General features: G+C 64.0%; 26 protein-coding genes and 1 other RNA gene. 9 read left to right on the top strand and 18 right to left on the bottom strand.

From position 1 onward, the window contains the following. Nucleotides 1-8: 8 nt before the first annotated feature. From WFP36_RS11015 to WFP36_RS10990, 6 genes are read right to left on the bottom strand one after another with little or no spacing between them, the layout of a single operon-like run. Entirely contained in the window at nucleotides 9-929 is a 921-nt protein-coding gene (locus WFP36_RS11015) for a ketopantoate reductase family protein (protein WP_336980485.1), read from the bottom strand. 30 nt (nucleotides 930-959) lie between these two features. Then, nucleotides 960-1,823 (bottom strand): kinase, encoded by an 864-nt coding sequence (locus tag WFP36_RS11010; protein WP_336980483.1) that lies wholly within the window; start codon nucleotides 1,821-1,823, stop codon nucleotides 960-962. Continuing rightward, complete coding sequence (locus tag WFP36_RS11005; protein WP_336980481.1) at nucleotides 1,823-2,374, bottom strand: NUDIX hydrolase; 552 nt, start codon at nucleotides 2,372-2,374, stop codon at nucleotides 1,823-1,825. The genes WFP36_RS11010 and WFP36_RS11005 overlap by 1 nt, the downstream gene beginning before the upstream one ends. Continuing rightward, the gene (locus WFP36_RS11000; RefSeq protein WP_336980479.1) at nucleotides 2,371-3,051 is read right to left on the bottom strand and encodes a TPM domain-containing protein; all 681 of its coding nucleotides are present in this window, start codon (nucleotides 3,049-3,051) and stop codon (nucleotides 2,371-2,373) included. Before WFP36_RS11000 ends, WFP36_RS11005 begins: the two co-directional genes overlap by 4 nt. 11 nt (nucleotides 3,052-3,062) lie before the next feature. Beyond that, nucleotides 3,063-3,911, bottom strand: coding sequence for a TPM domain-containing protein (locus WFP36_RS10995; protein WP_336980477.1), 849 nt, complete (start codon nucleotides 3,909-3,911; stop codon nucleotides 3,063-3,065). 21 nt (nucleotides 3,912-3,932) lie between these two features. Continuing rightward, the gene (locus WFP36_RS10990; RefSeq protein WP_336980475.1) at nucleotides 3,933-4,574 is read right to left on the bottom strand and encodes a LemA family protein; all 642 of its coding nucleotides are present in this window, start codon (nucleotides 4,572-4,574) and stop codon (nucleotides 3,933-3,935) included. A gap of 163 nt (nucleotides 4,575-4,737) precedes the next feature. Between WFP36_RS10990 and mscL the strand changes: the two genes are divergently transcribed. Both mscL and ssrA read left to right on the top strand, forming a co-directional pair. After that, complete coding sequence (gene mscL, locus WFP36_RS10985; protein ID WP_336980474.1) at nucleotides 4,738-5,157, top strand: large conductance mechanosensitive channel protein MscL; 420 nt, start codon at nucleotides 4,738-4,740, stop codon at nucleotides 5,155-5,157. Between the two features lie 21 nt (nucleotides 5,158-5,178). Further along, nucleotides 5,179-5,521: a transfer-messenger RNA gene (ssrA, locus tag WFP36_RS10980) on the top strand. Between the two features lie 284 nt (nucleotides 5,522-5,805). On the opposite strand, the gene WFP36_RS10975 is transcribed toward ssrA, so the two are convergent. The 4 genes from WFP36_RS10975 to WFP36_RS10960 form a co-directional block, all read right to left on the bottom strand. Further along, a complete protein-coding gene (locus WFP36_RS10975) occupies nucleotides 5,806-6,063 on the bottom strand; it encodes a hypothetical protein (protein ID WP_336980472.1) in 258 nt (85 codons plus the stop codon). 109 nt (nucleotides 6,064-6,172) lie between these two features. Beyond that, nucleotides 6,173-7,423 (bottom strand): N-succinylarginine dihydrolase, encoded by a 1,251-nt coding sequence (locus tag WFP36_RS10970; RefSeq protein ID WP_336980470.1) that lies wholly within the window; start codon nucleotides 7,421-7,423, stop codon nucleotides 6,173-6,175. Continuing rightward, nucleotides 7,420-8,436 carry an arginine N-succinyltransferase gene (locus WFP36_RS10965; RefSeq protein ID WP_336980468.1) on the bottom strand — a complete coding sequence of 339 codons (1,017 nt, stop codon included), beginning with the start codon at nucleotides 8,434-8,436 and terminating at the stop codon, nucleotides 7,420-7,422. The genes WFP36_RS10970 and WFP36_RS10965 overlap by 4 nt, the downstream gene beginning before the upstream one ends. After that, nucleotides 8,433-9,647 carry a hydrolase gene (locus WFP36_RS10960; RefSeq protein ID WP_336980466.1) on the bottom strand — a complete coding sequence of 405 codons (1,215 nt, stop codon included), beginning with the start codon at nucleotides 9,645-9,647 and terminating at the stop codon, nucleotides 8,433-8,435. Before WFP36_RS10960 ends, WFP36_RS10965 begins: the two co-directional genes overlap by 4 nt. Before the next feature lie 136 nt (nucleotides 9,648-9,783). Here WFP36_RS10960 and WFP36_RS10955 point away from each other — a divergent pair, with 136 nt between their 5' ends. After that, the gene (locus tag WFP36_RS10955) at nucleotides 9,784-11,886 is read left to right on the top strand and encodes a malate synthase G (protein WP_336980464.1); all 2,103 of its coding nucleotides are present in this window, start codon (nucleotides 9,784-9,786) and stop codon (nucleotides 11,884-11,886) included. A 23-nt stretch (nucleotides 11,887-11,909) separates the two neighbouring features. Here WFP36_RS10955 and WFP36_RS10950 read toward each other — a convergent pair whose 3' ends face one another. Then, nucleotides 11,910-12,866, bottom strand: coding sequence for an acyltransferase family protein (locus WFP36_RS10950; protein ID WP_336980462.1), 957 nt, complete (start codon nucleotides 12,864-12,866; stop codon nucleotides 11,910-11,912). A gap of 208 nt (nucleotides 12,867-13,074) precedes the next feature. Here WFP36_RS10950 and WFP36_RS10945 point away from each other — a divergent pair, with 208 nt between their 5' ends. Continuing rightward, nucleotides 13,075-13,428 (top strand): Rap1a/Tai family immunity protein, encoded by a 354-nt coding sequence (locus tag WFP36_RS10945; RefSeq protein ID WP_336980460.1) that lies wholly within the window; start codon nucleotides 13,075-13,077, stop codon nucleotides 13,426-13,428. Between the two features lie 18 nt (nucleotides 13,429-13,446). Here the strand turns inward: WFP36_RS10945 and WFP36_RS10940 are convergent, their stop codons facing one another. Then, a complete protein-coding gene (locus WFP36_RS10940) occupies nucleotides 13,447-14,349 on the bottom strand; it encodes a hypothetical protein (protein ID WP_336980458.1) in 903 nt (300 codons plus the stop codon). Nucleotides 14,350-14,563: 214 nt separating this feature from the next. Here WFP36_RS10940 and WFP36_RS10935 point away from each other — a divergent pair, with 214 nt between their 5' ends. Continuing rightward, nucleotides 14,564-15,067, top strand: coding sequence for a PilZ domain-containing protein (locus WFP36_RS10935; protein WP_336980456.1), 504 nt, complete (start codon nucleotides 14,564-14,566; stop codon nucleotides 15,065-15,067). On the opposite strand, the gene rsmA is transcribed toward WFP36_RS10935, so the two are convergent. The 4 genes from rsmA to WFP36_RS10915 all read right to left on the bottom strand — a co-directional run bounded on the left by rsmA (nucleotide 15,042) and on the right by WFP36_RS10915 (nucleotide 20,718). Beyond that, a complete protein-coding gene (rsmA, locus tag WFP36_RS10930) occupies nucleotides 15,042-15,863 on the bottom strand; it encodes a 16S rRNA (adenine(1518)-N(6)/adenine(1519)-N(6))-dimethyltransferase RsmA (protein ID WP_336980454.1) in 822 nt (273 codons plus the stop codon). The two genes, WFP36_RS10935 and rsmA, sit on opposite strands and share 26 nt — an antisense overlap. After that, nucleotides 15,860-16,870 (bottom strand): 4-hydroxythreonine-4-phosphate dehydrogenase PdxA, encoded by a 1,011-nt coding sequence (gene pdxA, locus WFP36_RS10925; RefSeq protein WP_336980452.1) that lies wholly within the window; start codon nucleotides 16,868-16,870, stop codon nucleotides 15,860-15,862. Before pdxA ends, rsmA begins: the two co-directional genes overlap by 4 nt. 7 nt (nucleotides 16,871-16,877) lie before the next feature. Next, the gene (locus tag WFP36_RS10920; RefSeq protein ID WP_419716634.1) at nucleotides 16,878-18,197 is read right to left on the bottom strand and encodes a peptidylprolyl isomerase; all 1,320 of its coding nucleotides are present in this window, start codon (nucleotides 18,195-18,197) and stop codon (nucleotides 16,878-16,880) included. 223 nt (nucleotides 18,198-18,420) lie between these two features. Further along, entirely contained in the window at nucleotides 18,421-20,718 is a 2,298-nt protein-coding gene (locus WFP36_RS10915; protein WP_336980448.1) for an LPS-assembly protein LptD, read from the bottom strand. Nucleotides 20,719-20,836: 118 nt separating this feature from the next. Here WFP36_RS10915 and WFP36_RS10910 point away from each other — a divergent pair, with 118 nt between their 5' ends. The 4 genes from WFP36_RS10910 (at nucleotide 20,837) to ndk (ending at nucleotide 23,882) form a co-directional block, all read left to right on the top strand. Continuing rightward, nucleotides 20,837-22,300, top strand: a complete 1,464-nt coding sequence (locus WFP36_RS10910; protein ID WP_336980446.1) for a leucyl aminopeptidase — start codon at nucleotides 20,837-20,839, stop codon at nucleotides 22,298-22,300. A gap of 16 nt (nucleotides 22,301-22,316) precedes the next feature. Next, complete coding sequence (locus WFP36_RS10905; RefSeq protein ID WP_336980444.1) at nucleotides 22,317-22,754, top strand: DNA polymerase III subunit chi; 438 nt, start codon at nucleotides 22,317-22,319, stop codon at nucleotides 22,752-22,754. Between the two features lie 80 nt (nucleotides 22,755-22,834). Continuing rightward, on the top strand, nucleotides 22,835-23,335 hold the full coding sequence (locus WFP36_RS10900) for a hypothetical protein (RefSeq protein ID WP_336980442.1): 501 nt from the start codon (nucleotides 22,835-22,837) through the stop codon (nucleotides 23,333-23,335). A 124-nt stretch (nucleotides 23,336-23,459) separates the two neighbouring features. Next, complete coding sequence (gene ndk, locus WFP36_RS10895; RefSeq protein WP_054529294.1) at nucleotides 23,460-23,882, top strand: nucleoside-diphosphate kinase; 423 nt, start codon at nucleotides 23,460-23,462, stop codon at nucleotides 23,880-23,882. A gap of 56 nt (nucleotides 23,883-23,938) precedes the next feature. On the opposite strand, the gene WFP36_RS10890 is transcribed toward ndk, so the two are convergent. Both WFP36_RS10890 and purN read right to left on the bottom strand, forming a co-directional pair. Continuing rightward, nucleotides 23,939-25,135: a sulfotransferase family protein gene (locus WFP36_RS10890; RefSeq protein ID WP_336980439.1), complete on the bottom strand. Its 1,197-nt coding sequence runs from the start codon at nucleotides 25,133-25,135 to the stop codon at nucleotides 23,939-23,941. Nucleotides 25,136-25,139: 4 nt separating this feature from the next. After that, nucleotides 25,140-26,090 (bottom strand): phosphoribosylglycinamide formyltransferase, encoded by a 951-nt coding sequence (gene purN, locus WFP36_RS10885; protein ID WP_336980437.1) that lies wholly within the window; start codon nucleotides 26,088-26,090, stop codon nucleotides 25,140-25,142. Between the last annotated feature and the right edge of the window lie 84 nt (nucleotides 26,091-26,174).

The raw sequence follows: 26,174 nt of genomic DNA, 5'->3' as shown, positions 1-26,174 counted from the left end.
GCTGGGGGTTATTCTCCCAGCTTTGCCTCCTCGAGCTTCACCAGACGCCACAATGTTTCGGTGACGGGGGCTTCGGCCCCCGCTCTTTTTGCGGCTTCCACGATGGCGCCGTTGATCGAATCCACTTCCGTGCGGCGTCCGGCCTTCACGTCCTGCAGCATGGAGGCTTCGTGATCGGCATGGTCGGTCATGGAAACCAGCGTCAGGTCGTGGATCGGCTTTGACGAGATGGCATAGCCATTGGCATTGGCGGCGGCAGTGCCTTCTTCCACCACGTCGTGGATCATGCCCCGTGCTTCCGGCTTTTCGAGGAAAAAGCCTGGCGTGCGGCGGGTAAGGGCGCAGAGCGGGTTCATGGCGGCGTTGAAGATCGCCTTTTCCCAGATCGCCTCGTGAATCTTCGGTTCGAGCTTGGCGGTCATCCCGCCCTGCGTCAGCTTCTCGGCTACCTGGGCGGCAAAACTCTCATCCTGCGTGAAGGCAGGATAGAGCCGCGATCCGCCTTCACCCATCGAACGGACCTTGCCCGGCCCTTCCAGATCGGCAGGCAGGGAAGCGATGCCCACCAGCACACGATCCTTCGGCACATGGGCGGCGATCCGTTCCGCATTGCCGAGGCCGTTCTGCAGGGTGAGGACGTATGTGTCAGGTCCGATCAGATGCGCGGCGCCAGCCATGGCCCCATCTGTGTGGAACACCTTGGTGAAGACCAGCAGCAGGTCCATGATCCCTTCCGCATCCTGCGGCAGGCGGGCGGGGAGGGGCAGAATTTCGTGACCGGCGCGGGTTTCAAGCTCCAGTCCGCGCGCATTGATCGCATCGATATGCGGGCGGTTGACGTCCACCAGCGTGACGGCGCAACCCGCGCGATGGAAAGCGGCTGCATATAGGCAGCCCATGGCCCCTGCGCCGACGATTGCGATCTTCATTCTTCTCTCCCTTACGCCGCTTCGTAGCGGTCACTTCGCCAGGCTGTAGCCGAAATCCGGCGTCCGGCGGAAAAGCATGTCGGCCCGCTGCGGCATGGATGCCCAGACCGCGCGGGTGAAGCGCTCGTAATGCTGGACGAAGCGCGTCACGCCCGCCCGGTCCATGCGCGGCCGGTCACTGCCTGCGGCCAGCCCTTCTTCCTGCTTGAGGCGCGAGGCGATCACGGTTTCGATATCCGGCACTTCGATGGAGATGAGCAGGGCGAAGCGGTCCCAGATCGCGGGATAGGCCTGCGCCAGTTCGCCAAGCGACCAGCGGAACCAGTCGCCTGCCGGGTCTTCCTCCGCCTCCAACTCGTTGATCGGGCCAGTCCAGGCGGGCAGGTCCTCGGCGCGCAGGCCCACGCACCAGCCTTCCAGCAGGATCGCGTCCGGGCGGCCTTCGAATTCGGGCCATTCTTCGCGGCTCACTCGGTCGTCATCCAGCTTGTCGAAGCGGGGCAGGGGCGTGCGGCTGTCAGGCCCCGCCTTGGCCAGCGCGTCGAGCGTATCGGCCATCAGCAGCACGTCATGCGTGCCGGGCACGCCGCGCGTTTCGCACAGCGGGTGAACCAGCCGGGCAAGCTGCAAGCGCGGCGGCTTGCCGAAATAGAAATCGTCCAGCGAGAGCAGGGCCGGGCGCATGGAGTGGAAGCGTTCCAGCGCGATGCCGATCAACTGGGTGAGCGTGGACTTGCCTGACCCCTGCGCGCCATTGATCCCGATGATTGGGGGCATAGTGCCGCGCGGCAGATTGGCGATCCGTTCCGCGACAAGGCAAGCCGCCTCGGCAGAGGAAAGGTTGGCGGGGAAGCCTTCAGGCAGGAAGGCGAGCAATTCCTCGGGCCGGGACATTACCCGCCGATAAAGCCTCCACCGAGCAGCATCAACAGCCGCACGTCGATCCCGTGTCCCTTTGCCCGGAATTCAGCGATGGTTTTCGCGATCTGGCTCAGTTTTACGCGGTGAACGTTAATATTCTCACCTTCCGTGCCGCCGCCTTCGCCCACTTTGGTCAGGCCCGTGGCCTTCAGCAGAGTGAAACTCTCGCTGACCATGCCGGGGGAGGAGTAATATTCGCCCAGATTTTCCCACTGGGCCGCGTGATAGCCGGTCTCTTCCTCCAACTCACGCTGGGCGGCGTCGAGCGCATGTTCGCCCTCTGCGCCCGCATCGTCGCCGATCAGCCCGGCGGGCAGTTCCAGGCAGGGGCGGCCGAGCGGCACGCGGAACTGTTCGACCAGGATAACTTCGTCACCATCCAGCGCCAGGATCACAGCCGCGCGAATGTCTCGCGCTCGGCTGACATATTCCCATTTGCCCCGGGTCTTGGCGATAATGAAGCGGCCCTGCCAGTGGATTTCCTCAGGCATGGCGGCGTCTGGCGGAATGGTGGTTTCGGTCATACTTCGATCAGGCGGTCCGGCAGTTCGTTCCGGTCATCTTCGGCGCGTGGGAAGTGCTGGGCGAGGATCGCCCCCACATCCTGCACGCCCACGGCCATTCCGTCACCGATCCGGCCATCCTTGATATGGGTCAGCATGTCCACCATCGCCTCGCCCCAGACGGTCGGCTCCACCTTGGCGGCAATCGCCTCGTCCGCGACGATTTCCGCCCGATGCTCGCGCATGGACAGATAGATCAGGATGCCGGTGCGGCCATGCGTGCGCCGTTCTGCCCCCACCTTGAAGAAGCTGACCGCACGGTCCCGTACGCGGGCGGATTTCACCGAGGGCGGGATCAGGAAGAACTTCAGCGGCTGGATCAATTGCAGCAGCATCATGGCGATGAACTTGATCACGCCCACGGCCATCACCAGCGACAGCAATTCCCGATGCGTCCAGTCATGGCCCCACAGGCCGAAAATCCGGTCGATCAGGCCGAGATAGAAATCGGGGAAAGCGGTGAACAGCGTCATGGCGAGGAAGCTGACCGCGACCGACCATGCAAAGGCGATATCGATATACCCATCGGAACGATCGGTGACGATAGTCACGATCTCGCCTGCGGTGTCGGCCTCCGCCGCAGCTACCGCGTCGCTGACCTTTTGGCGTTCCTCGTCGGAAAGGGTGATGCGTGCCATGGACTGTCCCCTCACCAACTGCCCGAAGCGCCGCCGCCACCGGACATGCCGCCGCCGAAGCCGCCAAAGCCGCCTCCACCACCGCCGCCGCCGAAGCCGCCACCTCCGCCCCAGCCGTCATGCCGGCCACCGCGTGTGGCAACATTGAGTGCTTCCCACAGGATGATGTTGCCCACTGCATTACCGAAGCCGCTGCGGCGATAACCCCGGTTCCGCCTGCCGAAGACGAGCGCGAAGAAGATGATCAGCACGATCCAGAAGATGATCCCGCCAATGCTGGGAGTGCTGTCCGTCTCGCGCGCCTTTTCGGCAGCGGCAGCGGCCTCTGCGATTGCCTTGGCGTCTTCCGGGGAACGGTCAAGCTGAGTGACGATGGCGTTCAGCCCGGCCTCGATCCCGCCGGCCATGTCGCCTTCCTTGAAGCGCGGCGTGATGTCGTTGCGGATGATCCGGCCCGAAAGGATGTCCGTGATATAGGGTGTCAGGCCATAGCCGACTTCGATGCGCACCTTGCGCTCATTCGGCGCGACCAGCAGCAGCACGCCCGTGTCGCGCTCTGCTCCGCCGATGCCCCAGGTCTCAAACAGCTTGGGCGCGTAGCTCTCGATAGTGTCGCCATCGAGGCTGGGCACAGTTGCCACGATTACCGCGCGGCCGGTCCTCGCGTTGTATTCGCGCAGCCGGGCATCCATCGCTGCTTCCTGCTGATCGGGGATCAGATTGGCCCCGTCATAGACAGGGCCCGCCGGACGCGGTGGCAACGCTGCCTGTGCGGGGGCGGAAAGCCCTGCCAGCAGCATGACTGCCAGCAGGGCGTTGAGCATGGCGAGCGCGAAACCGCGCGGTTGCGGCAAGGTCACAGCCTGATCTCCGCCAACTCCTTACTTTGCCGGCGCAGCGGAAGAGGGCGCGCTGGCCATGCCGCCGAAGTCAACCTTGGGGGCTTCCTTGGCACCTTCATCGGCCTTGAAATATTCCATCGGCTTGGAGCCGTAGACGATCTTGGCGGCCATGATCGACGGGAAGGTGCGGATTTCGGTATTATACTCCCGCGCCTTCTCGTTGTAGCGGATGCGTTCCACGTTCACCTGGTTTTCCGCGCCTTCGAGAGCCACCATCAGGTCTTTGAAGTCCTGCTGGCTCTGGAGCTGCGGATAGGCTTCCACCACAGTGCGCAACTGACCCAGCGCCTGTGTCAGCTGGTTCTGGGCGGCCTGGAACTTGGCGAATTCCTCGGGGTTCGACAGATCGTCGGTCGTGATGTTGATCGAGGTCGCGCGGGCGCGGGCTTCGACGACATTGGTGAGGATCTGGTTTTCGGAGCCAGCGGCGGCCTTCACCGTTTCGACGAGATTGGGAATGAGGTCGGCGCGGCGCTGATAGGCGCTTTCGACCGTGCCCCACTGGGCCTTCGCTTCTTCTTCCTTGGTCGGCACGCTGTTGATGCCGCAGGCCGCGAGGCCGAGCGCGGCAACGGCGACGACGGCAAGGCGGGTGATGCGGGCGGTGAGCGAGCTGGTCATGGCGATCGTTCCTCCATGCCGTCCATTCCTGCGGACGGCTTACTGTATTGCATAGATAGCACGGTGGGGGCCGCGTTCAAGGATAACCGGATAGGGGATGCTTGTGACATTTGCGCAAAGGTGGCAGTGTGAAGTTTACGTCATGAGCCTGGAGGGAATGAAAATGATCAAGGAATTCAAGGAGTTCATAGCAAGGGGTAATGTGATGGACCTGGCCGTGGGCGTCATCATCGGTGCGGCCTTTTCCGCGATCGTCACGTCGCTGACCGACAGCGTGATCATGCCGCTGGTGGGCGCGATCATCGGCAATGTCGATTTTTCGGACCAGTATATCGTGCTCAGCGGCGAGGTTGCGCCGGGCACTCCGCTGGCCGCGGCCAAGGCCGCCGGGGCGAATGTGCTGGCCTGGGGAGCCTTCATTTCCGCCGTGATCAATTTCCTGATCCTGGCCTTCGTGATCTTCCTGATGGTGCGCACGGTGAACAAGGTGCTGCGCAAGAAGGAAGAAGCCGCTCCGCCGCCGCCCGCCGGGCCGAGCGAGATCGACCTGCTGACCGAAATCAGGGACGCGCTGAAGAAATAAGCGGAAGGGCTGGTTCGCCAGCCACTTCCCATTCAGCAAAGCGCCCCTATATAAGGCCTGCCGGTTTCGGCCGGCTATGGCGATAAACTGCGGTGTGCAATAGGCACAGCGGACCCGGGGGCAGTACCCGGCGGCTCCACCACCTCCTCCGTTGTCGCGGGGGAAATGACGGGGCCGAACCAGGATCGACGTGTGTTGAAAAGCACTGTTTTCGCCCGGGCTGAGTAACCCGTTAAAGGCTCAAAACTCATAAGTGCCAACGACAACGAAGCACTTGCTCTCGCAGCGTAATTCTAGGGCCTAACGGCCTGAAGTTACAAAGTTAGAACGCGGTTGGACCCACCGGGCAACAGAAGTGGATTCCGGGGGCTCGGGGGAGCCTAGCAACAGAATCCCCCACCCCATTTCAGCCTGAATTCCGCCCATGCCGGGCTGCGAGCGCAGGCTTTCTGCGCTTCCGGTGCTCACGTACCGAAGTACGCTCCGCTCCGGTTCTCGAAATCCCGCACTCTCGCTCCGGCCTGAACGAAATTCCGGCCGAAATCGCTCTTTGGCCGGGCCCGGAAAAGCCGCCTGGCGCGTGCCTGCGCGGGAATGACGAAGAATGTTCGATCCTGGGGTGAAGAATGGCCGATCCCGTGGTGGAGATCAGTGGACCGTCTGCGCGGCCAGTTCCATTTCGGCGAGGCGCTTCTGCTTTTCCAGCTTCAGGCAGTCGAGAATCTTGCCGCCAGCCATGAACACTGCCCCGGTGCAGGCGAGGAACAGCAACTTGCCGCCGACGCCCGGATATTGGCTGAGGTAGAGGGTGCCGCGTTCCACCGCGCCGAGTGCCAGGGCATAGATGATCAGAAAGGCTTCGACCTTCGTCTTGATCGTAAACAGCCTTCTGACTTTGGCGAGCATGCGTTCCCCTCTTCCTTAACATGGTGAGCAGCAACGATCATGCCAGACGCAGAAATCCGGGCAAGTAAGTGGTTAACATTTCGTCGCTGTGTAAAGGCGGCCGACAGCATCAGGCCAGTTCGGTGAGGTCCAGCGCCTCGAGCAGCTTGAGCCGCGCGGTGACCACTTCTTCTTCCAGCGCGGATGAGCCGAGCGTGGCCGGATCGATCTGTGCGGGCCACCATTCCTCCACCACCGCCGCGACCAGCTCTGCCTTGGCCGGGGTTAGCAGGAAGCGCGGATCGACGGTCTGGGGATCGGCCACTACTCTCAGGCGCAGGCAGGCCGGGCCGCCGCCATTGGCCATGCTCTGTTTCACATCCACGGGGATCACCCGGCGGATCGGGCCATTGCCTGCCAGCATCGCATCCAGCCAGCCACGCACCGCAAGGCTTTCATGCGCTTCCATCGGGATCACCAGCGCCATTTCGCCCGTGGGCAGAGTGACAAGCTGGGCGTTGAACAGATAGGTGCGGATCGCCTCGGCAAGGCTCACCGCCCTTGCCGGAACGATCACGATCTCGGCCTCGGGCATTTTCGCGCGGATCGCGGCATAGGTGCCGTCCGGATCGGCAAAGGCCTGTTCATGCGTGAACAGCACCCGCTCATTGGCGACCGCGACCACATCGTTGTGGAAGGCGCCCGCCGCAATCGCATCGGGGTTCTGCTCGACGAACAGCACGGCATCGGGATCGAGCCCATGGGCGCGGGCGACGATGCGGCTCGCCTGTTCGTGCTGGCGGGCGGGGAAGGGGCCGCCGCGCCTGCCATAGACGAAGATTTCCAGCCCGGCCTCGCCATGGCTGGCGCACAGGCGCATGTGGTTGGCGGCGCCTTCGTCTCCGAAACAGGCAGGCACGGGATCGTGCACTGCGAAATGCGCGGCATCCGCGAAGGCGAGCCGCAGCTGACGCGCGGTGTCCGGCCATTCCTGATAGCGGTGCGGCATGGTGACGAGATTGGCCACGGTGAGGTGACAGCGCAGGTCCCGCGTATCCGGCTTGGGGGAAACCGTCGCCGCATTGGCTGTCCACATGGAGGATGCGGACCACGCCGCCGCGATCAGGCCCCGATCGGTCTGTCCGTCGGCGGCGAGTTCGGTCAGGAAGCGGTGATTGGGGCGGGGCAGGGGCAGGAAGAATCCCTGCGTCAGCCCCTGTGCCATGTTGCCGAGCATCTTCTCGAGGCCCTGCAGGGCAGCCGCGCGGGGATGGGAAACTTCCCCCGCATGGGCGGTTGCGGCCAGATTGCCGAGGCTGAGCCCGGCATAATTGTGGCTGGGGCCGACCAGCCCGTCGAAATTGATTTCGACCAGCGTCACCGCGCCACGCTCCAGACCTCGTCGCCGGGCGTCACGTCCAGAATGTCTGCCGCGCGGGAATCGATCGAGATATTGCCGTCCGCGTCGATGCTGCGCGCGCCATAGCAGCAGCGGAAGCTGGAAAGGTGGCCCGTGGCGATCAGCGCGCGTTCGCCCATGTCCACTTCGGTGGCCACCACGGTGCAGCGCCTGGAATTGCGCACGCTCTCCACCTTGTCGGTGCGCGCGGTCATGGTCGGGCCGCCGTCGAAAATGTCGACATAGCCTTCGAAGTTGAACCCTTCGGCCTCCAGCATGCGCATCGCCGCGCGGCCGGTGGGATGGGGCACGCCGATGGCGTTGCGGGCATCCTCGCTCAACATGGCGATATAGACCGGGTGCTTGGGCATCAGGTCGGCGATGAACTGGTTGCCGTTGATGGCGTTGAAATAATCGGCTTCCTGGAAGCTCATGCCGAAGAACCGGCCTGCCACCCCGTCCCAGAAGGGCGATCCGCCGCGCTCGTCGATAATGCCGCGCAGTTCCGCCAGGATGCGGTCGGCAAAGCGTTTGCGGTGCATGGCGATGAACAGGTAACGGCTGCGGGCCAGCAGCATCCCAAGGCCGCCCGCGCGCTCATTGGGGTGGAGGAACAGCCCGCCTACCTCGCTCGATCCCTCCAGATCGGTGACGAGGCTGAGCAGTTCCGCGCGCACCGTGCGGTCCAGTTCCTGCGAATGCTGGGTCAGCGTGGTGAGGCGATAGGAATAGAACGGCCACAGCTGCCCGACCTGGGTGAAAAGCTGGCAAGTGCCGCGCACTTCGCGCGTTTCCACATTCTCCAGCACCAGCACGAATACTTCGTCGGCCATCTCGCCATCGGGGCGCGTGAAAGCGGTCTGGGCCCGCTCCAGCTTGGCGGAGAGCGCCTTGCGGTCGGGCGGCAGGTTCGTGAAGCCCCCGCCGGTCAGCTTGGCCATCTGGTACAGCGGTTCGAGGTCCGCGGCAGTCGCGGCGCGCAGGCGAAAACTCAAAGCGGGGCTCCCACGGACAGGCGTTGAAGGACGAGGGCGGACAGGGCCGCACGCTCGCGAAGCGAGGAAACGATCATGAATTCCTGCGGTGAATGAATAGACCCGCCGCGCACGCCCATCGTATCCACCACGGGGACGCCACAGGCGGCGATATTGTTGCCGTCGCACACGCCGCCGCTGTCGCGCCAGCTGAGAGATTGATTCAATTCCGTGCCACAAGCCTTTACCAGATCGAACAATTTCTGCGCTCGGGTATCTACCGGCTTGGGCGGGCGAGTGATGCCGCCATGGACATGGAAGGCCACTTTAAGCTCGCTGGAAAGCTCTGCCAGCAGGGCCGCGAAGGCGGCCTGGAAGCCATCCGCCGCCTCGGTCGAGCGCGGGCGGATGTTGAAGCGCAGCACGGCATGATCGGGCACGACATTATTCGCGCTACCGCCGTCGATCTTCGCCGGATTGACGCTGAGGCCCGCATGATCGAGCGCCTTCAGTGCCACGGCCAGCCGCGCGGCGGCGACCACGGCATTGCGCCCGTCCTGCGGATTGCGCCCGGCATGGGCGGATTTGCCGGTGACGGTGACGGAATAATTCCCGCTGCCGCCGCGCGCATGGGCAAGGGTGCCGTCAGGCAGGGCGGAGGGCTCATAGGTCAGCGCAGCATATTTCCCCTGCGCCAGCGCGGAAATCAGCGGCGCGGAAGCGAGCGAGCCGGTTTCCTCGTCCGAATTGATCATCACGTCGTAACCGACCTTGGCGGCACCTGCGGTAGCCTCAAAGGCACGTAAGGCTGCCAGAATGACACTCAGCCCGCCTTTCATGTCGGCCGTGCCGGGGCCATTGAGCGTGTCCGCGTCAAGCCAGGCGAGCGACTGGAAGGCATGGTCCACGGGAAACACCGTATCCATATGGCCGGTCAGCAGGAACCGCCGCTCCGCCTTGGGGCGGACGCGCAGCACCATGTGGCGGCCGTGTTCCTTCGCCACTTCCCTACCATCGGGCGCAATGGCGGTGACAGGGGCAGGTTCTTCCAGCGTCACTTCGCCGGGCAGGGTGGAAAAGGCATCGGCCAGTTCGCCTGCCAGCGCCGCGAGTCCGGCAAGGTTTCCCGTGCCGCTATTGATCGCCGCCCAGCGCTCGACCTGCGCCAGCATGGCAGTCTGGTCGATGGAATCGAGCAGCTGAGCCCCGGAAATTTGCGCGTCCTGTTGCATACGAAACCATCTCTAACTTCCCATGTGGCGCTGTCCAACCCCTTGTGAGATGCAGGTGCGGAAAAGCTCTGGCCGCGACGGGAAAGATCGCTAGTTAGCAGGCTAATTAAAATTGGATTTTGAAGGAGTGAGAGCGATGAGTGAGCGGGTTGAACGCAGCGGGTTGCAGGTGGATGCGGCACTGGCCGCCTTCCTGGAAAACGAGGTGCTGGCCCCGCTCGATCGCGACGCCGGCGAGTTCTGGCAGGGCTTCGCGGCGATCTGCGACCGCTTCGTGCCGCGCAATCGCGAGTTGCTGGCGATCCGCGACGATTTCCAGAGCCGGATCGACGCCTGGCACAAGGAACGGCGCGGCAAGCCGCACGATCCGCAGGCCTATGAACTGTTCCTGCGCGAAATCGGCTATCTGGTGCCCGAACCGGCGCCCTTCAAAATCGGCACGAAGAATGTCGATGCGGAAATCGCCACTCTGGCCGGGCCGCAGTTGGTGGTGCCGGTGCTCAATGCCCGCTTCCTGCTGAATGCCGCCAATGCCCGCTGGGGCAGCCTTTACGATGCGCTCTACGGCACCGATGCGCTGGACGCCGCGCCTGCCACTGGCCCCGGCTACGACCCTGTGCGCGGCGCGGCAGTGGTTGCCGCCGGGCGCGCGTTCCTGGACGAGGCGCTGCCGCTGTTCGAGGGAAGCTGGGCCGATCTGGAAGGGCCGGACCCGGCAATCCCGCTGGCCGACGTCAGCCAGCTGGTGGGCGAGACGGACGATTCCATCGTCTTTCGTCACAATCGCCTGCTGATCCAGGTGGTGTTCAACGACCAGCATCCCGTGGGCAAGACGGACAAGGCGGGTATTTCCGACATCCGGCTGGAAGCGGCGCTGACCACCATCGTCGATCTGGAGGATTCCATCGCGGCAGTGGACGCGGAGGACAAGCTGGCCGCCTATCGCAACTGGCTGGGTGTGATCCGGGGCGACCTGTCCGACACATTCGAGAAGGGCGGCAAGAGCGTTACCCGCAGGCTGAACGACGATATCATGGTCCAGCGCACCGGGGGCGAGATGCTCGCCCTGATGGGGCGCAGCCTGCTGTTCGTGCGCAATGTCGGCCATCTGATGACCAATTCGGCGATCCTGCTGCCCGATGGGGGCGAGATTCCCGAAGGGATCATGGATGCCGTCTTCACCAGCGCCATTTCCACGCTGGACCTCGAAGGCAAGAGCCGCTGGGCCAATAGCCGGGAAGGCAGCATCTATATCGTGAAGCCCAAGCAGCACGGGCCGGCGGAATGCGCCTTCACCAACGATCTGTTCGACGCGGTGGAGGATCTGCTAGGGCTGGAACGCCATACGATCAAGGTGGGCGTGATGGACGAGGAACGGCGCACGTCCGCCAATCTCGCCGCCTGCATCCATGCCGTGAAGGACCGTATCGCCTTCATCAACACCGGTTTCCTCGACCGGACGGGCGACGAAATCCACACCTCGATGCAGGCCGGGCCCATGGTCCGCAAGGCCGACATGAAGGCCTCGGCCTGGCTCGATGCCTATGAGAAGCGCAATGTCACCATCGGGCTTGCCTGTGGGCTCTCGGGCAAGGCGCAGATCGGCAAGGGCATGTGGGCCGCGCCGGACCGGATGGGCGCGATGATGCAGGAGAAGATCGGCCACCTGAAGGCGGGCGGCAGCACCGCTTGGGTGCCGTCCCCCACGGCCGCCGTGCTTCATGCGCTGCATTACCACCGCGCCGATGTGTTCGAGATCCAGAAGACCCTGCCGCCCGCGCCGGGGCTGGACGCGCTGCTCGCCATTCCGCTGGCCGAAGGCGCGAACTGGAGCGAGGAGGAAGTGCGCGCCGAACTGGATAATAACGCACAGGGCCTGCTGGGCTACGTCGTGCGCTGGATCGATCAGGGCGTGGGCTGTTCCAAGGTTCCGGACATCAACGATGTCGGCCTGATGGAAGACCGCGCCACCTTGCGCATTTCTAGCCAGCACATGGCCAACTGGCTGCTGCACGGCATCGCCACGCCCGAACAGGTGATGGACTCGCTACGGCGCATGGCCGCAAAGGTCGATGCGCAGAATGCAGGCGACCCGGCTTATGAGCCGATGGCGGGCAATTGGGACACCAGCCTGGCTTTCAAGGCCGCCTGCGATCTGGTGTTCAAGGGCGTGGAGCAGCCCAGCGGCTATACCGAGCCGCTGCTCCATGCCTGGCGCCTGAAGAAGAAGGCGGGCTGAGCGCCGCCCTCTATTCCTGCCGCCTAGGCTGCCTCGCCCCTCACGCCGGAGGGGCGGGGAAACAGGCGGGAGGAGAGGGCCATTGCCGGGCGCTCAACCACTCTTGTGAGTAGTGTCGCGAGAACGAGGGCCACGCCAATGCCTGCCAGCTTTACCGGGGGATTCTGTCCGGCGGCCGCGCCGAGCAGCTTCACCATGGCGTAATAGACCGGGACGTGGACCAGATAGAGCGTGTAGGAAATCGAGCCCAGCCATTGCGCCGGCATGGTCGCAAACAGCCATCCCCCCCGTGTGCCAGCCAGTATGGCTGCCGAGGTGAGAAACGGCAGGAATATCGTGATCGGGGGCGCGAAGGCGGCTGCCAGGATCAGCAGGATAACCCCCACGGCGACCGCATCGAACGGCACGCGGCATTCGATCTTCGAACGATAGAGCAGATGGCCCGCCGCAAGGCCCAGAATGGCGCGGGGCAGGTACAGCACATTGCCTTCCATCACGAATATCTGGCAGATTCCGCTGGCCAGCAATGTCAGGAGCAGGGCCGGGCGAACCAGTCCGGGGGAAAGCCGGACAGGGACGAGAACCGCCAGCAGCGGCAGATATAGCTCGAAGCAAATGCTCCACGCAGGATAATTGGCGGCATCCCGTACGAAGAACGGAGTGATGGCGAAAAACTCCGTCCACAGGTCCTGCGGCAGTTCGGGCGCCACGAGAAACGCGGCCAGCGTAGTCACGTAGTAGACCGGCATGAGCCGGAGCAATCGCTTCAACGCGAAGGTGCGGAAGGTCGTGCCGTGGCGGACCGAATGGGTCAGCACGAAGCCGGAGAGGATGAAGAACACATCAACCGCAAGCCCCAGTCGAAGCTCCGGCAGGCCGAACACGCGCATTCCGAAGGAATTGATCCCGAAATGCAGGAACACCACGGCCAGCGCGAGCACGCCCCTGAGGCCATCGAGGCTGCGCCAGTGTTTTTCCATGAAATATCTCCGCATGAGGCCAGCCGTTGGCGATCCCTCGGATGTTCGAGGATCGTCCCATCCGATGCTGAAATAAGGGCGAAAGTTTACACATTTCCGCAACGGGCATTCGGTCAGGCGCCGCCCGTGTGCTATGAAGGCGTGAAAATTGCAGGAGTGATCAATGCGAGCATCGTCCTTCTTCAGATCCGCCATGCTTGCAACGGCCATGGCAGGGGCACTGGCCGCAAGCCCAGGCCATGCGCAGTCCGACACGCCCACCCCTTCGAGCGGAGTGTTCAAGACGGGTGAAGATATCTTCACCCAATGTTCCAGCGACGATGATGCGACCCTGGAGCAATGCTACGGCTTTCTGATGGGGGTCTATGACACGGTGACCTACATGCAGGATATCGGCATCATCAATCCGTCGATCTGCCCGGTCGGCAATGCGGTGATCGGCGACCTGCGGGACAAGGTGGTGGCCTATCTGGCCAGCCACGATCGCAATTTCTCGGCGGTCAGCATGGTCATCAATGCGCTGACGGAGGCCTATCCCTGCTCCGCGGCCGGACAAAGCTGAGAGGCCGCCTCATTCTGCTCAAGAATTCATGGTGAAGATCACGCTCGTGTAAAAGACGCTCGCTACAGGATTTCCGTTTGCGTCGAGCGCGGGTTTGAAACGGTTGGCCAGATTGCCGCATATGGCGGCTTTGAAACTCTCATCGACCGTGGCGCGTTGGATCACGCAGTCAGTCGCTGCACCGTTTACATCCACCATAATCCTGATGGGCACGAATGCGTTCCGCCATTGCTTGAGCATCTCGGGCGGGTAGCTTTTCTGTAGCTTGGCGACTGACGCTGTGTCGGGAATGGGTTGGCGGGTAAGGCCTTTCTGCTGCGTGGGATCAAGGCCCCACGATTTGATGAGCCCGTCTACGCAGAGGCGAAGATCAGCCAACGGCTGCGACATCTCTCCTAATACCAATGACATCGTCTTGCTCGGCGCGAGCCTAAGCGTGATTTCTTCCACCCCTTGTTCGTAGTCTGGCAATACTGTCTCGGGCTGCGCCTCCATTGCCCAATATTCATCGCTGTTGAATTCCTCGATGTCCGGATTTGCCAGTTCCGCAGGCAGGAATGACATGGAAAACCATAAGGCTCTGCCATTCCGGGACGTGCCTCTGAGAAAGGCAATGTCCTCACGGAAGGCCTCATCGCCAGTCAGACGATAGGACAACGTGCCGCTGATCCTGTTGGATGAGGGGGCGGGGTTGCCGCTGAACTCGACCCGGAAGGTCTGGCGCGAACCATAGGAATCGATCAGCAAGTGAAGGGGCCTGTCGGCGGTCCCGAATTGTCGGCTCAATCTGCAACGTTCGGAAGTGAAATCGACCTTCCATTCGGTCAAAGGTTGTAGCCCGACTCCGGATTTTGCCGCGACGGCGTTCGGTGCAACAAGAGCGGCCAGTGCAAAACTTCCGGCGAGCAGATATGAACGCAATTTGTCCTCCCCCAGGATTTGCGTGAGATATCACGGCCTCGCGCGAGGAAAATACTAAGGGCTATTCCATAACAGAAAACGCTGAATTTCAGGCGAATAGCGTTCACGGGGCCAGAAGCCGAAGCTTAACTGGCATGCCTTAACCACTCTCAAAGGTTTGCCTGCGACCTTGGCCGCGAAGGTTAACGGGGCCAGGGTTAACAGGAGCAGCCTTATGGGGCAGACCCCCAGGGTTGAAGCACGCACGAAAGTGATGATCCGGGCGCGCCTGCGCGGCGCGGGGCCGGAACGGGAGGCGTGCATCCTCGATCTTTCGACCCGCGGGCTGGCTGCGAGCGCCGAGAATGCGCCACAGCGGGGCGAGATCGTCGAACTTGTGGTGGGGCGCAACAATCTCGTCGGGCAGGTGAAATGGTCGGGCCCTCGCCGTTTCGGCATGGCTTTTCGCGATCGTATCAGCGTGATCGGGTTGATGTCGGGCGAAGGGGAACTCAAGCACGGCGCACGCGGCCCGGTGCGCTCTGCCGAACAGGTCACTGCCGTTGCGGCCAAACAGGGCGGGTTGATCCGGCGGATCGAATTCGCGGTCTTCTTTGCCGCAGCCTTCGTGGGAACGCTGTATGTCGCGGATTTCGTAGGTTCTGCCCTCGGCTCGCTCAGCAGTGTCGAGGCAGCGCTGGCCGGAAAGGGTGTCAGCCAGTTAGCGCACGCGCAATAGCGACAAATTCCGCCACGCTCAGGGTTTCGGCGCGGCGTTGCGGGTCGATCCCCAGGCCTTCCAGCACCTCAACCGCACCGGGCAGGCCCTTCAGGCTCTGGCGCAGCATCTTGCGCCGTTGGCCGAAGGCGGCCTCGGTCACGCGTTCCAGCATGCGCGCGGAAACCCCTTCGGGCATGGCGGCGGGCGTCACATGGACGATGGCGCTCATCACCTTGGGTGGAGGCGTGAAGGCGCTGCGATGGACCTTCATCGCCAGCTTGGCCTCGGATCGCCACTGGGCGAGCACGGCCAGCCTGCCATAGGCGCCAGTCCCCTCCTTCGCCACGATCCGTTCGGCCACTTCGAGCTGGAACATCAGCGTCAGCGATCGCCATTGCGGCGGCCAGCTTTCGCCGGAGAGCCAGCCGACGAACAGGGCCGTGCCGACATTGTAGGGCAGGTTCGCCACCACATCGTAGGGCTCGGTGCCGAACAGGTCAGCAGGGGCGAATTTCAGCGCATCGCCTTCGATCACGCGGAGCTGGCCGGGGAAAGCGTCGGAAAGCTCGGCAAGGGCGGGCAGGCAGCGCCGATCCATCTCGATGGCCGTCACGCGGGCGCCTGCGCGCAGCAGTGCTCTGGTCAGGCCGCCGGGGCCGGGGCCGACTTCCAGCACCGCTCGATCCTTCAGATCGCCCGGAATGGCGGCGATCCGGTCAAGCAATTGTTCGTCGAACAGGAAGTTCTGCCCCAGTGCCTTGGACGCGCTGAGCCCATGGCGGGCGATTACTTCGCGTAAGGGGGGCAGGCTCATGCGTGGCTGTGGGTATCGGCGCGGCGCGCGGCGCATTCACCGGCCATGCGGATGGCGGCGATGGTCGCGCCGGGATTGGCAAGGCGCTTGCCCGCGATGCCGAAGGCGGTGCCGTGATCGGGCGAGGTGCGGATGATCGGCAGGCCCAGCGTCACGTTCACGCCATTGTCGAAATCGAGCGCCTTCAGCGGGATCAGGGCCTGATCGTGATACATGCACAAGGCCACGTCGAAGCGGCCGCGTTCATGCGGGGCGAAGAGGGCGTCGGCCGGATGCGGGCCGGTCGCCTCGATCCCTTCGGCGCGCAGTTCCTCTATCGCCGGGGCGATGATGCGCTGTTCTTCATCGCCGAACTTGCCGCCTTCGCCCGCATGGGGATTGAGCGCGGCAATGGCGAGGCGGGGTCTCGCGATGCCGAAATCGCGGGCCAGCGCGCGCGCGACGATGCGGGCCTTGCCCACGATCAACGCATGCGAAAGGCGGGTGGGGACTTCCGACAAGGCGCAATGGACCGTCAGCGGCACGGTGCGCAATTGCGGCCCGGCCAGCATCATCACGGCATCGTCGGCCGCCACATTGCTGGCATCGGCCACGAATTCGGTCTGGCCGGGAAAGGTAAAGCCGACTTCGGCCAGCAATGCCTTGGAGATCGGCCCGGTGACGATACCCGCTGCCTTGCCGGATACCGCGAGCCGAGCGGCATCGCTCAGTGACGAGAGGGCCAGCCTTGCCCCGTCGGCATTGGGTTCACCGGGGAAATAATCCCCATCTGCCTCGCCCAGCACCGGCAGGCCTTCCGCGAATGCGGCGGCGGCTTCGCCAGGGGCGCCAATCGGGACTATCGGCGTTTCCACTCCGCGCCGGGCTGCCGCTGCGGCGAGCAGATGTTCTCCGCCCACGGCGAAGAAGGGCATCAGCCCGGCTTCCCGGCGGGCCGCCCATGCCTCGCAAAGAAGTTCCGGCCCGATCCCGGCGGGATCGCCGAGCGAGGCCGCGAGCGCCTTCATGCGTGGCTCAATTATACTCGATGATCGCGTCGCGCCGCAGGTCGCGCAGGTAACGCTGGGCGCGCTTGTTGACGCGATCGTCTTCAAGCTGGTTCATCAGCTGTTCGAAGCTGGGGCCGGTATCCACTTGCGGATCATCGCGCCCGCACAGCATCAGCACGCGCACACCGTCCTGCACTGTTCCGAAAGGTGGCGTGCTCTGGCCGATGGACAGCTTGAGCAGGATGTCCTGCAAGGCTTCGGGCAGGGCGCGCGCGGCGATTTGATCGTTGGCGACAACATCGGCGCCGATTTCCTTCGCCACCGATTCCGCATCGCCGCAGCCGCGCATCCGGGCAACGCCGGCGTTGAACTGGGCGATCTTCGGTTCCGCCTGTGCTTCGGTAGTGCCTGCCGGGAAGGCTATCGAAATCTGCTTGAGGCTGAGCGTCGCATCGCGCGGATCGGCCGTGAGCACCTGGCGCCGGTCGATCAGGTAGATCAGCGAGAAGCCGCCGGCGACCTTCACCGGGCCGACCAACTGGCCGGGCTGCATCTGCTGGGCCGCAGTGGCGAGTTCGGCCGGAAGCAGCGGCAGGCGAATCCAGCCCAGATCGCCGCCGACCGCGGCGCTGGATGCCTTCGAATATTGGCGCGCATAGGCGACGAAGCTGCCGCCCTGCTGGAGCTGGTCCATGATCTTGCGGCCATTTTCGGCCACGACCTGCTCGTTTTCCGCAGTAGCGGGCAGGTAGATTTCGCCGATGCGATATTCTTCCGTGCCCTTGGCTGCCTTCAGACGCTCCAGCAACTCGTTCACTTCTTCCTCGGACACCGAGATGAAGGGCTGGATGTTGCGCTGCTGGATGCGCTGCCAGGCCATTTCGCCTTCGATCTGGCGCTTGAGCGAGGAGGGGGAAGAGCCGATCTTCTTGAGATGGGCGTCGAGTTCGGACTTGCTCTGGCCGAAATTCTGCGTGGCGACGCGTTCATAGGTCTGGTCGACCTCGCCCTTGCTCACTTCGATCTCGAGTGCCTTGGCTTCCTGGATCTGCAGCGTTTCGTCGATCAGGTTGCGCAGCACCTGCAGTTTGAGGCGCTGGTGCTCTTCCGGCGAGACTTCCTGCTTGTTGGCATCCAGGATCAGCGCCACGCGCTGGTCGATATCGGTGCCGGTGATGACGAAGCCGTTCACCACGGCAGTCGCCTTGCGCAGGTTGGGATCTTCCTTGCCCAGCAGAGTGATGGACGATGGCAGGTTGAACGGGTCGGCGCTGTCTGCAGTCTCGTCCTGGGCGTGGAGGGCAGTGACGCCGGCAAGCGCAGAACCGGCGACAAGTGCCGCCATGGTAATGCCGCGCCCGGTATTCAGCAGATTCTTGACCGATTTGATCACGCACTAATTCCCGTCAGCGGCGCGTATCCGCGCCTTTCGTAGCTGTCTTTCGGTTCGCCTTTTGCTGCTTAACCGAAGCTGAGCGTCCCCTGCAGTGAGCGGCGGATAGCGCGTTTGCGCATCCATGCCAACGGGCGAGGGGCAGCAGGTGCCCAACAACGTCCCGGCGCGGGAATCAGAAGCCCAGATTCTTGAGCGCGATGTGGACCTGGAAAGTGTTGCCCTTGCGCGCGTCGCCGCTCGCCACATAGTCCCGCCGCCAGGTGAACCCCAGTTCGAGGCAGTCATCCGCATAGGCAACCCCAAGGCGCGTACGCAGCGGTTCGAAACCGTCGGAGGTCAGCGTCGGGTCTTCGTTGCGGTCGGTGAGGTTGATCACTGCCGAGCCGAAGGCGGACCAATATTTGGCAAAGGCGACGCGGCCGGCCACGCGCAATTCCTCGCGGTCCTGCAGATCCTCGATATCCTCCGCGATGTCGCGGTTGAGGCGCAGATAGCCGGCTTCGAAATAGGTCCGGTTAGAGCCGACCGTGAGGTCGAACTCGTTGCGGCGCACGGCCAGATTATCCTTGTCCAGCCGGAAGCGGTGCGTGACCTTGACGAAATCCTTGTAGCGCACTTCCGTGCGGCCGACGAAGTCCGAGACGCGCTCCGAAATCCCGGTCCCGTCGGGCAGCAGGGTCGGCTCGGTCGTCAGGCGATAGGATTGGCCGATGGTCGTCTTGATCTTCAGGCCCGGCTTGTTGAACTGCCAGTCGAAACCGTAAGTGAAGCGGACCCCGTCTTCCACCCGGTCATAGCCGGGGAAGCGGTTGAGCGCGAAGAGGTTGGAATCCTCCAGGTCGATCGCGCGGGCATCTTCGTTCGGTACGGCGAGATTGCGGATCTGCGGGCTGGCGACCACCTGCACGCGCGGGGTGAAGACCTGCGTTCCGCCCAGGAATTCGCCCACGAAGGGCCATTTCACATCCACTGCGCCCAATGCCACGCCGCGCGCCTGCCAGCCCGGATCGCCCTGATAGGTCACGGTGGAGGTAAGCTCGTTCTGGTCCGAATGATACACGTCGCCGCGCAGCAGGGCCGTCAGGGTTATTTCCTGCCCCATGCCGGTAATGCGGCGCAGGTCCCACTGGGCCCCGGCAAAGGCGCGCTGGGTATCCTGCCCATTGGTGCGGGTAATGGCCAGGCTGTTGAGCTGCAACTGGACCTTGCCGCCCAGTACGGGATCGTCGATCCGCCGGCGGTAGTCGATCATCGGCAGGACGATCGGCACCTGCCCTTGGGAATCGCCCGACCGCATGGTCTGCGTGGCCCAGCCCTGAATGGTCAGGTAGGAATTGTCGTCGATCCGCTCGACATTGAAGGTGGAGCGCAGGCGATCATCCCGGCTGATGTCGTAGCGGCGCAGGAAAGTGCGGTCGCTCGCCACGCGGGCGGAGGCGGTAAGGCTCCATTCGGGCGAGAACTGGAAGCGGCCATTGGCGAAGAAATAACCACGCCAGTCCTGCTGGGTAACCGTACCCGTGTCGGTCTCAGGCCCGATGGGAATGCGCGCGCTGCGCGTGGCATAGCCCGTGATCTGGAAGGCGCCCTTGTCCAGCAGCGCGCGATATTGCGCGCCTATCATCGGCGGTGCCTCGGTATAGACATAGCCAGTGACGGAAAGGTCCTGATTGTCCGCCAGCCGGTGGTAATAGCTCTGGCTGATTTCCACGCCGTTGGACGGGGAAATGCGCAGGTTCGGGATCATTAGGCCCGAGATCGCCCGTCCGTCGGTCGCCACTTCCAGCCGGGGAATCGGGATCAGCCGCGTGCCGAACATTTCCAGCATCGCGCCCTTGAAGCGCACCCGGTTGGCTTCCGGATCGTAGATCACGCGTTCGGCCACGATCCGCCAGCTGGGCGTGCGCGGGCAGCCGGCATCGTCTTCCACGGCGCAGGCCGAGTAGGCGGCGTGGGTCAGCACCACTGTGCCGTCTTCCGCGCGTTCGCCCGCATTGGCGGCCAGACGGCCCCCTTCGCGCAGGGCTAGCAGCATGTTCTGCATCGCGCCCACCTTGAGGTCGTCCGTCAGGGTGAGATTGTCGGTGTAAAGCACATTACCGTCGCCATCGACGAAGCGGATGTTGCCCGATGCGGCAATGGTGTTGGCCTTGCGGTCCCAGCTGACCTGATCCGCCCGCACGGACTGTTCGCCGCTGCGCATGATGACGTTGCCGGTTGCGGTGACAACATCGTTATCGGTGTCGTAGCTCAGTTCGTTCGCTTCGAAGGCGACCTGGCGCTGTTCTTCGGTTTCCTGCCCGGCCGTGCTGCTTTCGCCGCTTTCCTGCGCGTGAACGGGCAGGGCGTAGCCGAGCGTTGCAGCGGCCAGCACCAGCGCGGCAGCCCGCACGCGGCCACCTTGCGGGGCAGGCGCTGCCGTAGTGCAACAGAATGGGGCATGCAGCGGATGCTGCGAAGGAGGGGCCATGACTTGCCTATCGCACTGGCGGGTCTTAACTGCAACGCTACGCATCAAGCGCGGCGTAAGGGTGTTTCGCCTTGCCGCATACTGAGCCGAGCCGCATTTCGCCATACCCGGAGTTTCCATGAAGTTCACATTCTCCACTGCACCCGAAAGCCTGCTTCCCCGTCTGCGCGCCATGGTGGTCGATCAGGATGGCTTGCCCGCGGATCTTGAGGCATCGGTGGTAGAGGGCGCCCGGGCGGCGCGTTTCAGCGGGAAAACAGGCCAGTCCTTCGAAACCTTCGTCGAGCGCGACGGAGTGGTCCTTCGCGTCGCGCTGGCTGGTGCGGGCTCTGCCGGTGCGGCGGATCGCGACGCCGCGCTGGAGAAGGCCGGGGCCGCGCTCGCAACGCGTTTCCTCACTTCCGGCGAGACGGCGATGGCGCTCGATCTCTCGCGCTCGGGCCTCTCGGCCGCGCAGGCTGCTTTGGTCCTGCTCGGCCTGCGCCTGCGCAGCTGGCGCCACGATGTCTATCGCACCCGCCTGAAGGACGAACAGAAGGCCAGCCTTTCGGAGATTGTGGTCACGGCCGCGCCGGACGGGACTGAGGCCGCCTGGGCTGTGCTGCAGACCCTTGCCGAAGGCGTCGAACTCACGCGCGAACTGGTGACCGAGCCTGCCAACATCATCTATCCCGAAAGCTTCGTGGAGCGTTGCCAGGCCCGTTTCGCGGGCACCGGGGCGGAACTGACCGTGCTCGATGAAACCCAGATGGCCGCACTGGGCATGGGCGCATTGCTGGGCGTGGCGCAGGGTTCGGCCCGCAAGCCGCGCCTGCTGGCGATCAAGTGGAACGGCGGCAAGCCGGGCGACAAGCCGGTTGCCTTCGTCGGCAAGGGCGTCACCTTCGACACTGGCGGCATTTCGATCAAGCCCGCGGCGGGCATGGAGGAAATGAAGTGGGACATGGGCGGCGCGGGCGCCGTGGCTGGCGCCATGCTGGCCATCGTCAAGCGCAAGGCAGCCGCCAATGTGATCGGCGTTGTCGGCCTGGTCGAGAACATGCCCGACGGCAATGCCCAGCGTCCGGGCGATGTGGTGACCTCCATGTCGGGCCAGACCGTGGAAGTCATCAATACCGACGCCGAAGGGCGGCTGGTTCTGTGCGACGTGCTGACCTGGGTTCAGCGCGAGCATGCCCCCAGCGCCATTGTCGATCTTGCCACTCTCACCGGCGCGATGGTCATCACGCTCGGCCATGAACAGGCGGGCCTGTTCTCCAACAGCGATACGCTGGCCGCCAATCTCACTGCGGCGGGCGATGCCAGCGGCGACAGGCTGTGGCGGATGCCGCTGGGCCCTGCGTACGACAAGCTGATCGACAGCCCGATCGCCGATATGAAGAATGTCGGCCCGCGTTACGGCGGCTCGATCACGGCCGCGCAGTTCCTGCAACGCTATATCGAGAACGGCACACCCTGGGCGCATCTCGATATTGCGGGCATGGCCTGGGCGGACAAGCCCGGCGCCACCTGGGACAAGGGCGCGACCGGCTATGGCGTGCGCCTGCTCGACCGCTACATCCGCGACGTGATCGAAGGCTGAGCCCGGACGCGGGGCCATGCGGGTCGACTTCTACCAACTGGGCACCGAAGCCGCCGAGCGGGCGATCCCGCTGCTGGCGGCCAAGGTGCGCCAGGCGGGGGAGAAGCTGCTGGTAGTCTCGCGCGAAGAGGCACAATTGCGCGCGGTTTCGGCAGCCTTGTGGGCTGAGGCGGGGGAGGAATTCCTCGCGCACGGCTTTGCCGGGGAAGCCCATGCGGAACGCCAGCCCATCCTGCTGGCTCCCGCCCCGGAGCCAGTGAACGGCGCGCGGATGGTGATGTTCGCCGACGGGCTGTGGCGGGATGAAGGCACCGGCTTCTCCCGTGCCTTCCTGCTGTTCGGAGACGAGGCGATCGACGGTGCGCGCGGCGCCTGGCGCAGCCTGGGCACGGCCGAGGAGGTGGAACGCCGTTTCTGGAAGCGCGAAAACGGGCGCTGGCGCGAAGGACCCTAGCGGCGAGCCGAGCGGGCAGGGGTTGACCTGCGGTGCTGCTCCACGGACAAATCACCTGTTTTCAAACAGGGGAGAGGGCAATGCGGAAACTTGTGATCCTGTGCGGCGCACTGGCGCTGGCTGCGTGCGGGTCCGAGAAATCGGGCACGGTCGAAACCAAAGACGGCACGGCCGAATATACTGTCGATACCGAAGGCGACGGCGGCACGATGACGATCAAGACCAAGGATGGCGAGGTCAACTTCCAGTCCGGCTCCAACGCAGGTGATGTCGATTTGCCGAACGGCTTCACGGTCTATCCCGCAGCGGAAGTAGTCACCAACGCGAAGATGAGCGGCGACACCGGCTCCAGCGTCAATCTCATCATGAATACCAGCGCTAGTCCCGATCAGGTTGTAGCCTTCTATCGCAAGCAGGCCGAGGCGGCAGGCGTGGAGATCAGTTCCGAAATGTCGATGGACAAGGTTCGGATCGTCGGCGGGCAGTCGAAAGACGGGCTGAATTTCTCGGTCCATGTCTCGCCCGGCGAGGATGGCAAGACCACCGTCAGTCTCGGTCTGAACCGCGAGAAGACGAAATAAGGAGTTCTCGCAAGAGGGAGAGACGTCGCTTGTACTTGCCCCGGCGAGCCGGGGGCGCTAGGGGCCCGCGCGCTATCCCATACATGGCGCGCGGCGCCTCGGAACTCGCATAAGGAACAGTCTCATGGCGGTTACCCGCACCTTTTCGATCATCAAGCCCGACGCGACCCGTCGTAACCTGACCGGCGCCGTCACCAAGATGCTGGAAGAAGCCGGCCTGCGCGTCGTCGCTTCCAAGCGTATCCACATGAGCCGCGAACAGGCCGAAGGCTTCTACGCCGTCCACAAGGAACGCCCCTTCTTCGGCGAACTGGTCGAATTCATGATCAGCGGCCCGGTCGTGGTGCAGGTGCTGGAAGGCGAAGACGCCGTGAAGCGCAATCGCGACATCATGGGCGCCACCAACCCCGCCAATGCCGAGCCCGGCACCATCCGCAAGGAACTGGCCGAATCGATCGAAGCCAACTCGGTCCACGGTTCGGACTCGGATGAGAATGCGGCGATCGAAATCGCCTTCTTCTTCAAGCCGGAAGAAATCGTCGGCTAAGGCATTCGCCTCACCGAATTGCGAAAGGGCCGTCCGTCTGGGCGGCCCTTTTCGTATCAGGCGGACTGGAAGGCCCGCATGTCCTCTGCGTGGCGGATATGGGGCGATGCACCCGCGCGGCGCTGTTCGCGGTGCATGGCGGCAATGGCGCGGTCCGACAGGTCAAGCTCCAGCCTACGGTAGATGGACGCCATCGCCATTTCCCAGTCGAGTTCGAAGGCGTGGAAGTCCACGCGGGCCAGCGGGCCCCTGAAGTCCGCCAGGCCAGTCTCGACGCGCTGTTCGCGCAGGGCGATCTTGCGCTGCCATTCCTGCTCGATCCAGCCCAGTTCGACCGCGTCGGACTGGATCGTCATCTGGTTTGCCACCAGCGACACCGCACTGCGCGCCACATCGCGCGCCGCGCGGTGAGTCACGATGGCGCGGGCGTTGGGGAATTGGGCGAACAGGGCGGGCAGGTCTTCCGCGAATTGCGGCACCTTCATCACGCGTGGGCGGCGGGCATTGCCGTGCCGAGCCGCATCGGTGGCCAGAATGCGCGCGAATTCGCGATAGACCGGCGCGGGATCGCGGGCCTCGCTGAACCGGGTGAAGCTGGGGACGTGCCACTGGGCCTCATAGGCGCAATGGTTCAGTGCGCTGGCCAGCCAGCCCAGTTCCTCGTCGGCTCGGCCCGCGCCGAAGGGATGGATGGAATCGATCCACGGGTCGATCCGCCGGGCGCCAAGCAGCATGCAGGCGGAGCGTAACGCACGAAAATCCGGCATTTCCGGCACCGGGTTCCAGCTATCGCAAAAGCGGGTGCTGGAGTGCGCAGGATCGGCGGCGAGCAGGCGATGAATACGGGTTGTGCCCGCCCGCATCTGGCCAATGACCAGGATGGGCGGGGCGAGCTTCGTGCGGGCAAGGCGCGGATTGCGTTCCCACAACCGGCCCAGCCGCAAGCGCTGGCACAACACGCGCACCAGCTGGCCATGGGCGACTGCCTCGCCCAGCGGGTTGAGGCGCGCCTCTGTCACCAGAGCTTCGGTGAGGACTTCCAGTCGCAGGCGGAAATCGGCCGCATCTTCCTCGCAGCGGCCGCCAGTTTCGCTGCCGCCGCGCACCGATCCATAGGCCTTGCGCCACAGGGCCTCGGGGTCGAGCGGCGGGCGGGAGAGCATGCCCTTGCGCCATGCGCTGTCCAGCCACTCGTTGATCCGGTCGATCAGCGGTGCGCGGGCCAGCGGGTGGAGGCGAGGGCAGCGCGCCATGGGCCTAGAACTCCGCCGCCGCGTTTATCAGGCCGGAGAGCTTCTTCGGCGCTACCGAATGCCAGCTTGCCGCCAGCCGCTCGGCCACTTCGTCCCAATCGGTATCGCCCAGATCCAGCCTCATGCCGATCCAGCCATCGCCGAAATAGGCCGGGCGGTAATAACGGTTCTCGTCATGCTCGATCAGCATGGCCTGCTCCTCGGCGCCGCTGATCTTCACCAGCAGGGCCGTCTTTCCATCGCCATGGTGGTTCATCGAGACATAAGCGAATTTCTTGCCGCCCACGATACCGAAACAGGGCATGCCGTGGGATAGCACTTCATCCGCATCGGGCAGGGCAAGGGCGCGTGCCCGCACCTGGCCGGCAAGCCATTCCGGATCGATGTCGCGCCCGACATAGGCGTTGAGCACGCGCGAATAGAGCTGATGTTCGGCAATCAGCACACGCTTTGCCAGCGAATCTTCGGTGTCGCCGGGCAGGATCGCGACCTTGGCCTGGCCCAGAATTTCGCCCGCATCGAGTTCGGCCGTGACGAGATGGACCGAGGCGCCTGCATGGCTGTCGCCCGCTTCCAGCGCGCGGGCATGGGTGTGCAGGCCCTTGTATTTCGGCAGGAAGGAAGGGTGGATGTTGAGCATCCGGCCTTCCCAGCGACGCACGAAATCCGCGCCCAGCACGCGCATATAACCGGCCAGCGCAACATGAGTGGCGCCGGATGCGCGGATCGCTGCATCCATCGAATTTTCGTGAGTTTTGCGATCCATGCCCTTGTGCGACAGGGAGAAAGTCGGGATTCCTTCTGCCTCGGCCAGCTTGAGGCCGCCTGCCTCCGGATCGTTGCTGGCGACGAGCACGACCTCATAGGCCGCATCTTCCATACGGCTGGCATACAGCAGCGCGGCCATGTTGGTGCCGCTGCCGGAAATCAGGATCGCGACCCGGGCCCGTGTCATCGCACGTGCCTCATAATGCCGGGTCGATCGCTTTGCAGCATATCGTTGCCCTCCCTGTGCGGAGCGACTTTGCGGCAGGTTGCC

This window comes from Fulverythrobacter fulvus, from assembly GCF_037154085.1.
Taxonomy (GTDB): domain Bacteria; phylum Pseudomonadota; class Alphaproteobacteria; order Sphingomonadales; family Sphingomonadaceae; genus Andeanibacterium; species Andeanibacterium fulvum.
Note: the sequence above shows the minus strand (reverse complement) of the source record. Positions and strands in the feature narration are given on the sequence as shown.

Bases quoted from the DNA above. Each gene is read 5' to 3' on its own strand.
- pdxA (WP_336980452.1), bottom strand. From the start codon at position 16,870: ATGAAGGCGCTCGCGGCCTCGCTCGGCGATCCCGCCGGGATCGGGCCG.
- WFP36_RS10945 (WP_336980460.1), top strand. From the start codon at position 13,075: ATGGCAGGGGCACTGGCCGCAAGCCCAGGCCATGCGCAGTCCGACACG.
- WFP36_RS10915 (WP_336980448.1), bottom strand. From the start codon at position 20,718: ATGGCCCCTCCTTCGCAGCATCCGCTGCATGCCCCATTCTGTTGCACT.
- WFP36_RS10960 (WP_336980466.1), bottom strand. From the start codon at position 9,647: ATGCAACAGGACGCGCAAATTTCCGGGGCTCAGCTGCTCGATTCCATC.
- WFP36_RS11010 (WP_336980483.1), bottom strand. From the start codon at position 1,823: ATGTCCCGGCCCGAGGAATTGCTCGCCTTCCTGCCTGAAGGCTTCCCC.
- WFP36_RS10975 (WP_336980472.1), bottom strand. From the start codon at position 6,063: ATGCTCGCCAAAGTCAGAAGGCTGTTTACGATCAAGACGAAGGTCGAA.
- WFP36_RS11015 (WP_336980485.1), bottom strand. From the start codon at position 929: ATGAAGATCGCAATCGTCGGCGCAGGGGCCATGGGCTGCCTATATGCA.
- WFP36_RS10990 (WP_336980475.1), bottom strand. From the start codon at position 4,574: ATGACCAGCTCGCTCACCGCCCGCATCACCCGCCTTGCCGTCGTCGCC.
- WFP36_RS10900 (WP_336980442.1), top strand. From the start codon at position 22,835: ATGCGGAAACTTGTGATCCTGTGCGGCGCACTGGCGCTGGCTGCGTGC.
- WFP36_RS10950 (WP_336980462.1), bottom strand. From the start codon at position 12,866: ATGGAAAAACACTGGCGCAGCCTCGATGGCCTCAGGGGCGTGCTCGCG.
- WFP36_RS10905 (WP_336980444.1), top strand. From the start codon at position 22,317: ATGCGGGTCGACTTCTACCAACTGGGCACCGAAGCCGCCGAGCGGGCG.
- ndk (WP_054529294.1), top strand. From the start codon at position 23,460: ATGGCGGTTACCCGCACCTTTTCGATCATCAAGCCCGACGCGACCCGT.
- mscL (WP_336980474.1), top strand. From the start codon at position 4,738: ATGATCAAGGAATTCAAGGAGTTCATAGCAAGGGGTAATGTGATGGAC.
- rsmA (WP_336980454.1), bottom strand. From the start codon at position 15,863: ATGAGCCTGCCCCCCTTACGCGAAGTAATCGCCCGCCATGGGCTCAGC.
- WFP36_RS11005 (WP_336980481.1), bottom strand. From the start codon at position 2,374: ATGACCGAAACCACCATTCCGCCAGACGCCGCCATGCCTGAGGAAATC.
- WFP36_RS10910 (WP_336980446.1), top strand. From the start codon at position 20,837: ATGAAGTTCACATTCTCCACTGCACCCGAAAGCCTGCTTCCCCGTCTG.
- purN (WP_336980437.1), bottom strand. From the start codon at position 26,090: ATGACACGGGCCCGGGTCGCGATCCTGATTTCCGGCAGCGGCACCAAC.
- WFP36_RS10920 (WP_419716634.1), bottom strand. From the start codon at position 18,197: ATGGCGGCACTTGTCGCCGGTTCTGCGCTTGCCGGCGTCACTGCCCTC.
- WFP36_RS10955 (WP_336980464.1), top strand. From the start codon at position 9,784: ATGAGTGAGCGGGTTGAACGCAGCGGGTTGCAGGTGGATGCGGCACTG.
- WFP36_RS11000 (WP_336980479.1), bottom strand. From the start codon at position 3,051: ATGGCACGCATCACCCTTTCCGACGAGGAACGCCAAAAGGTCAGCGAC.
- WFP36_RS10935 (WP_336980456.1), top strand. From the start codon at position 14,564: ATGGGGCAGACCCCCAGGGTTGAAGCACGCACGAAAGTGATGATCCGG.
- WFP36_RS10890 (WP_336980439.1), bottom strand. From the start codon at position 25,135: ATGGCGCGCTGCCCTCGCCTCCACCCGCTGGCCCGCGCACCGCTGATC.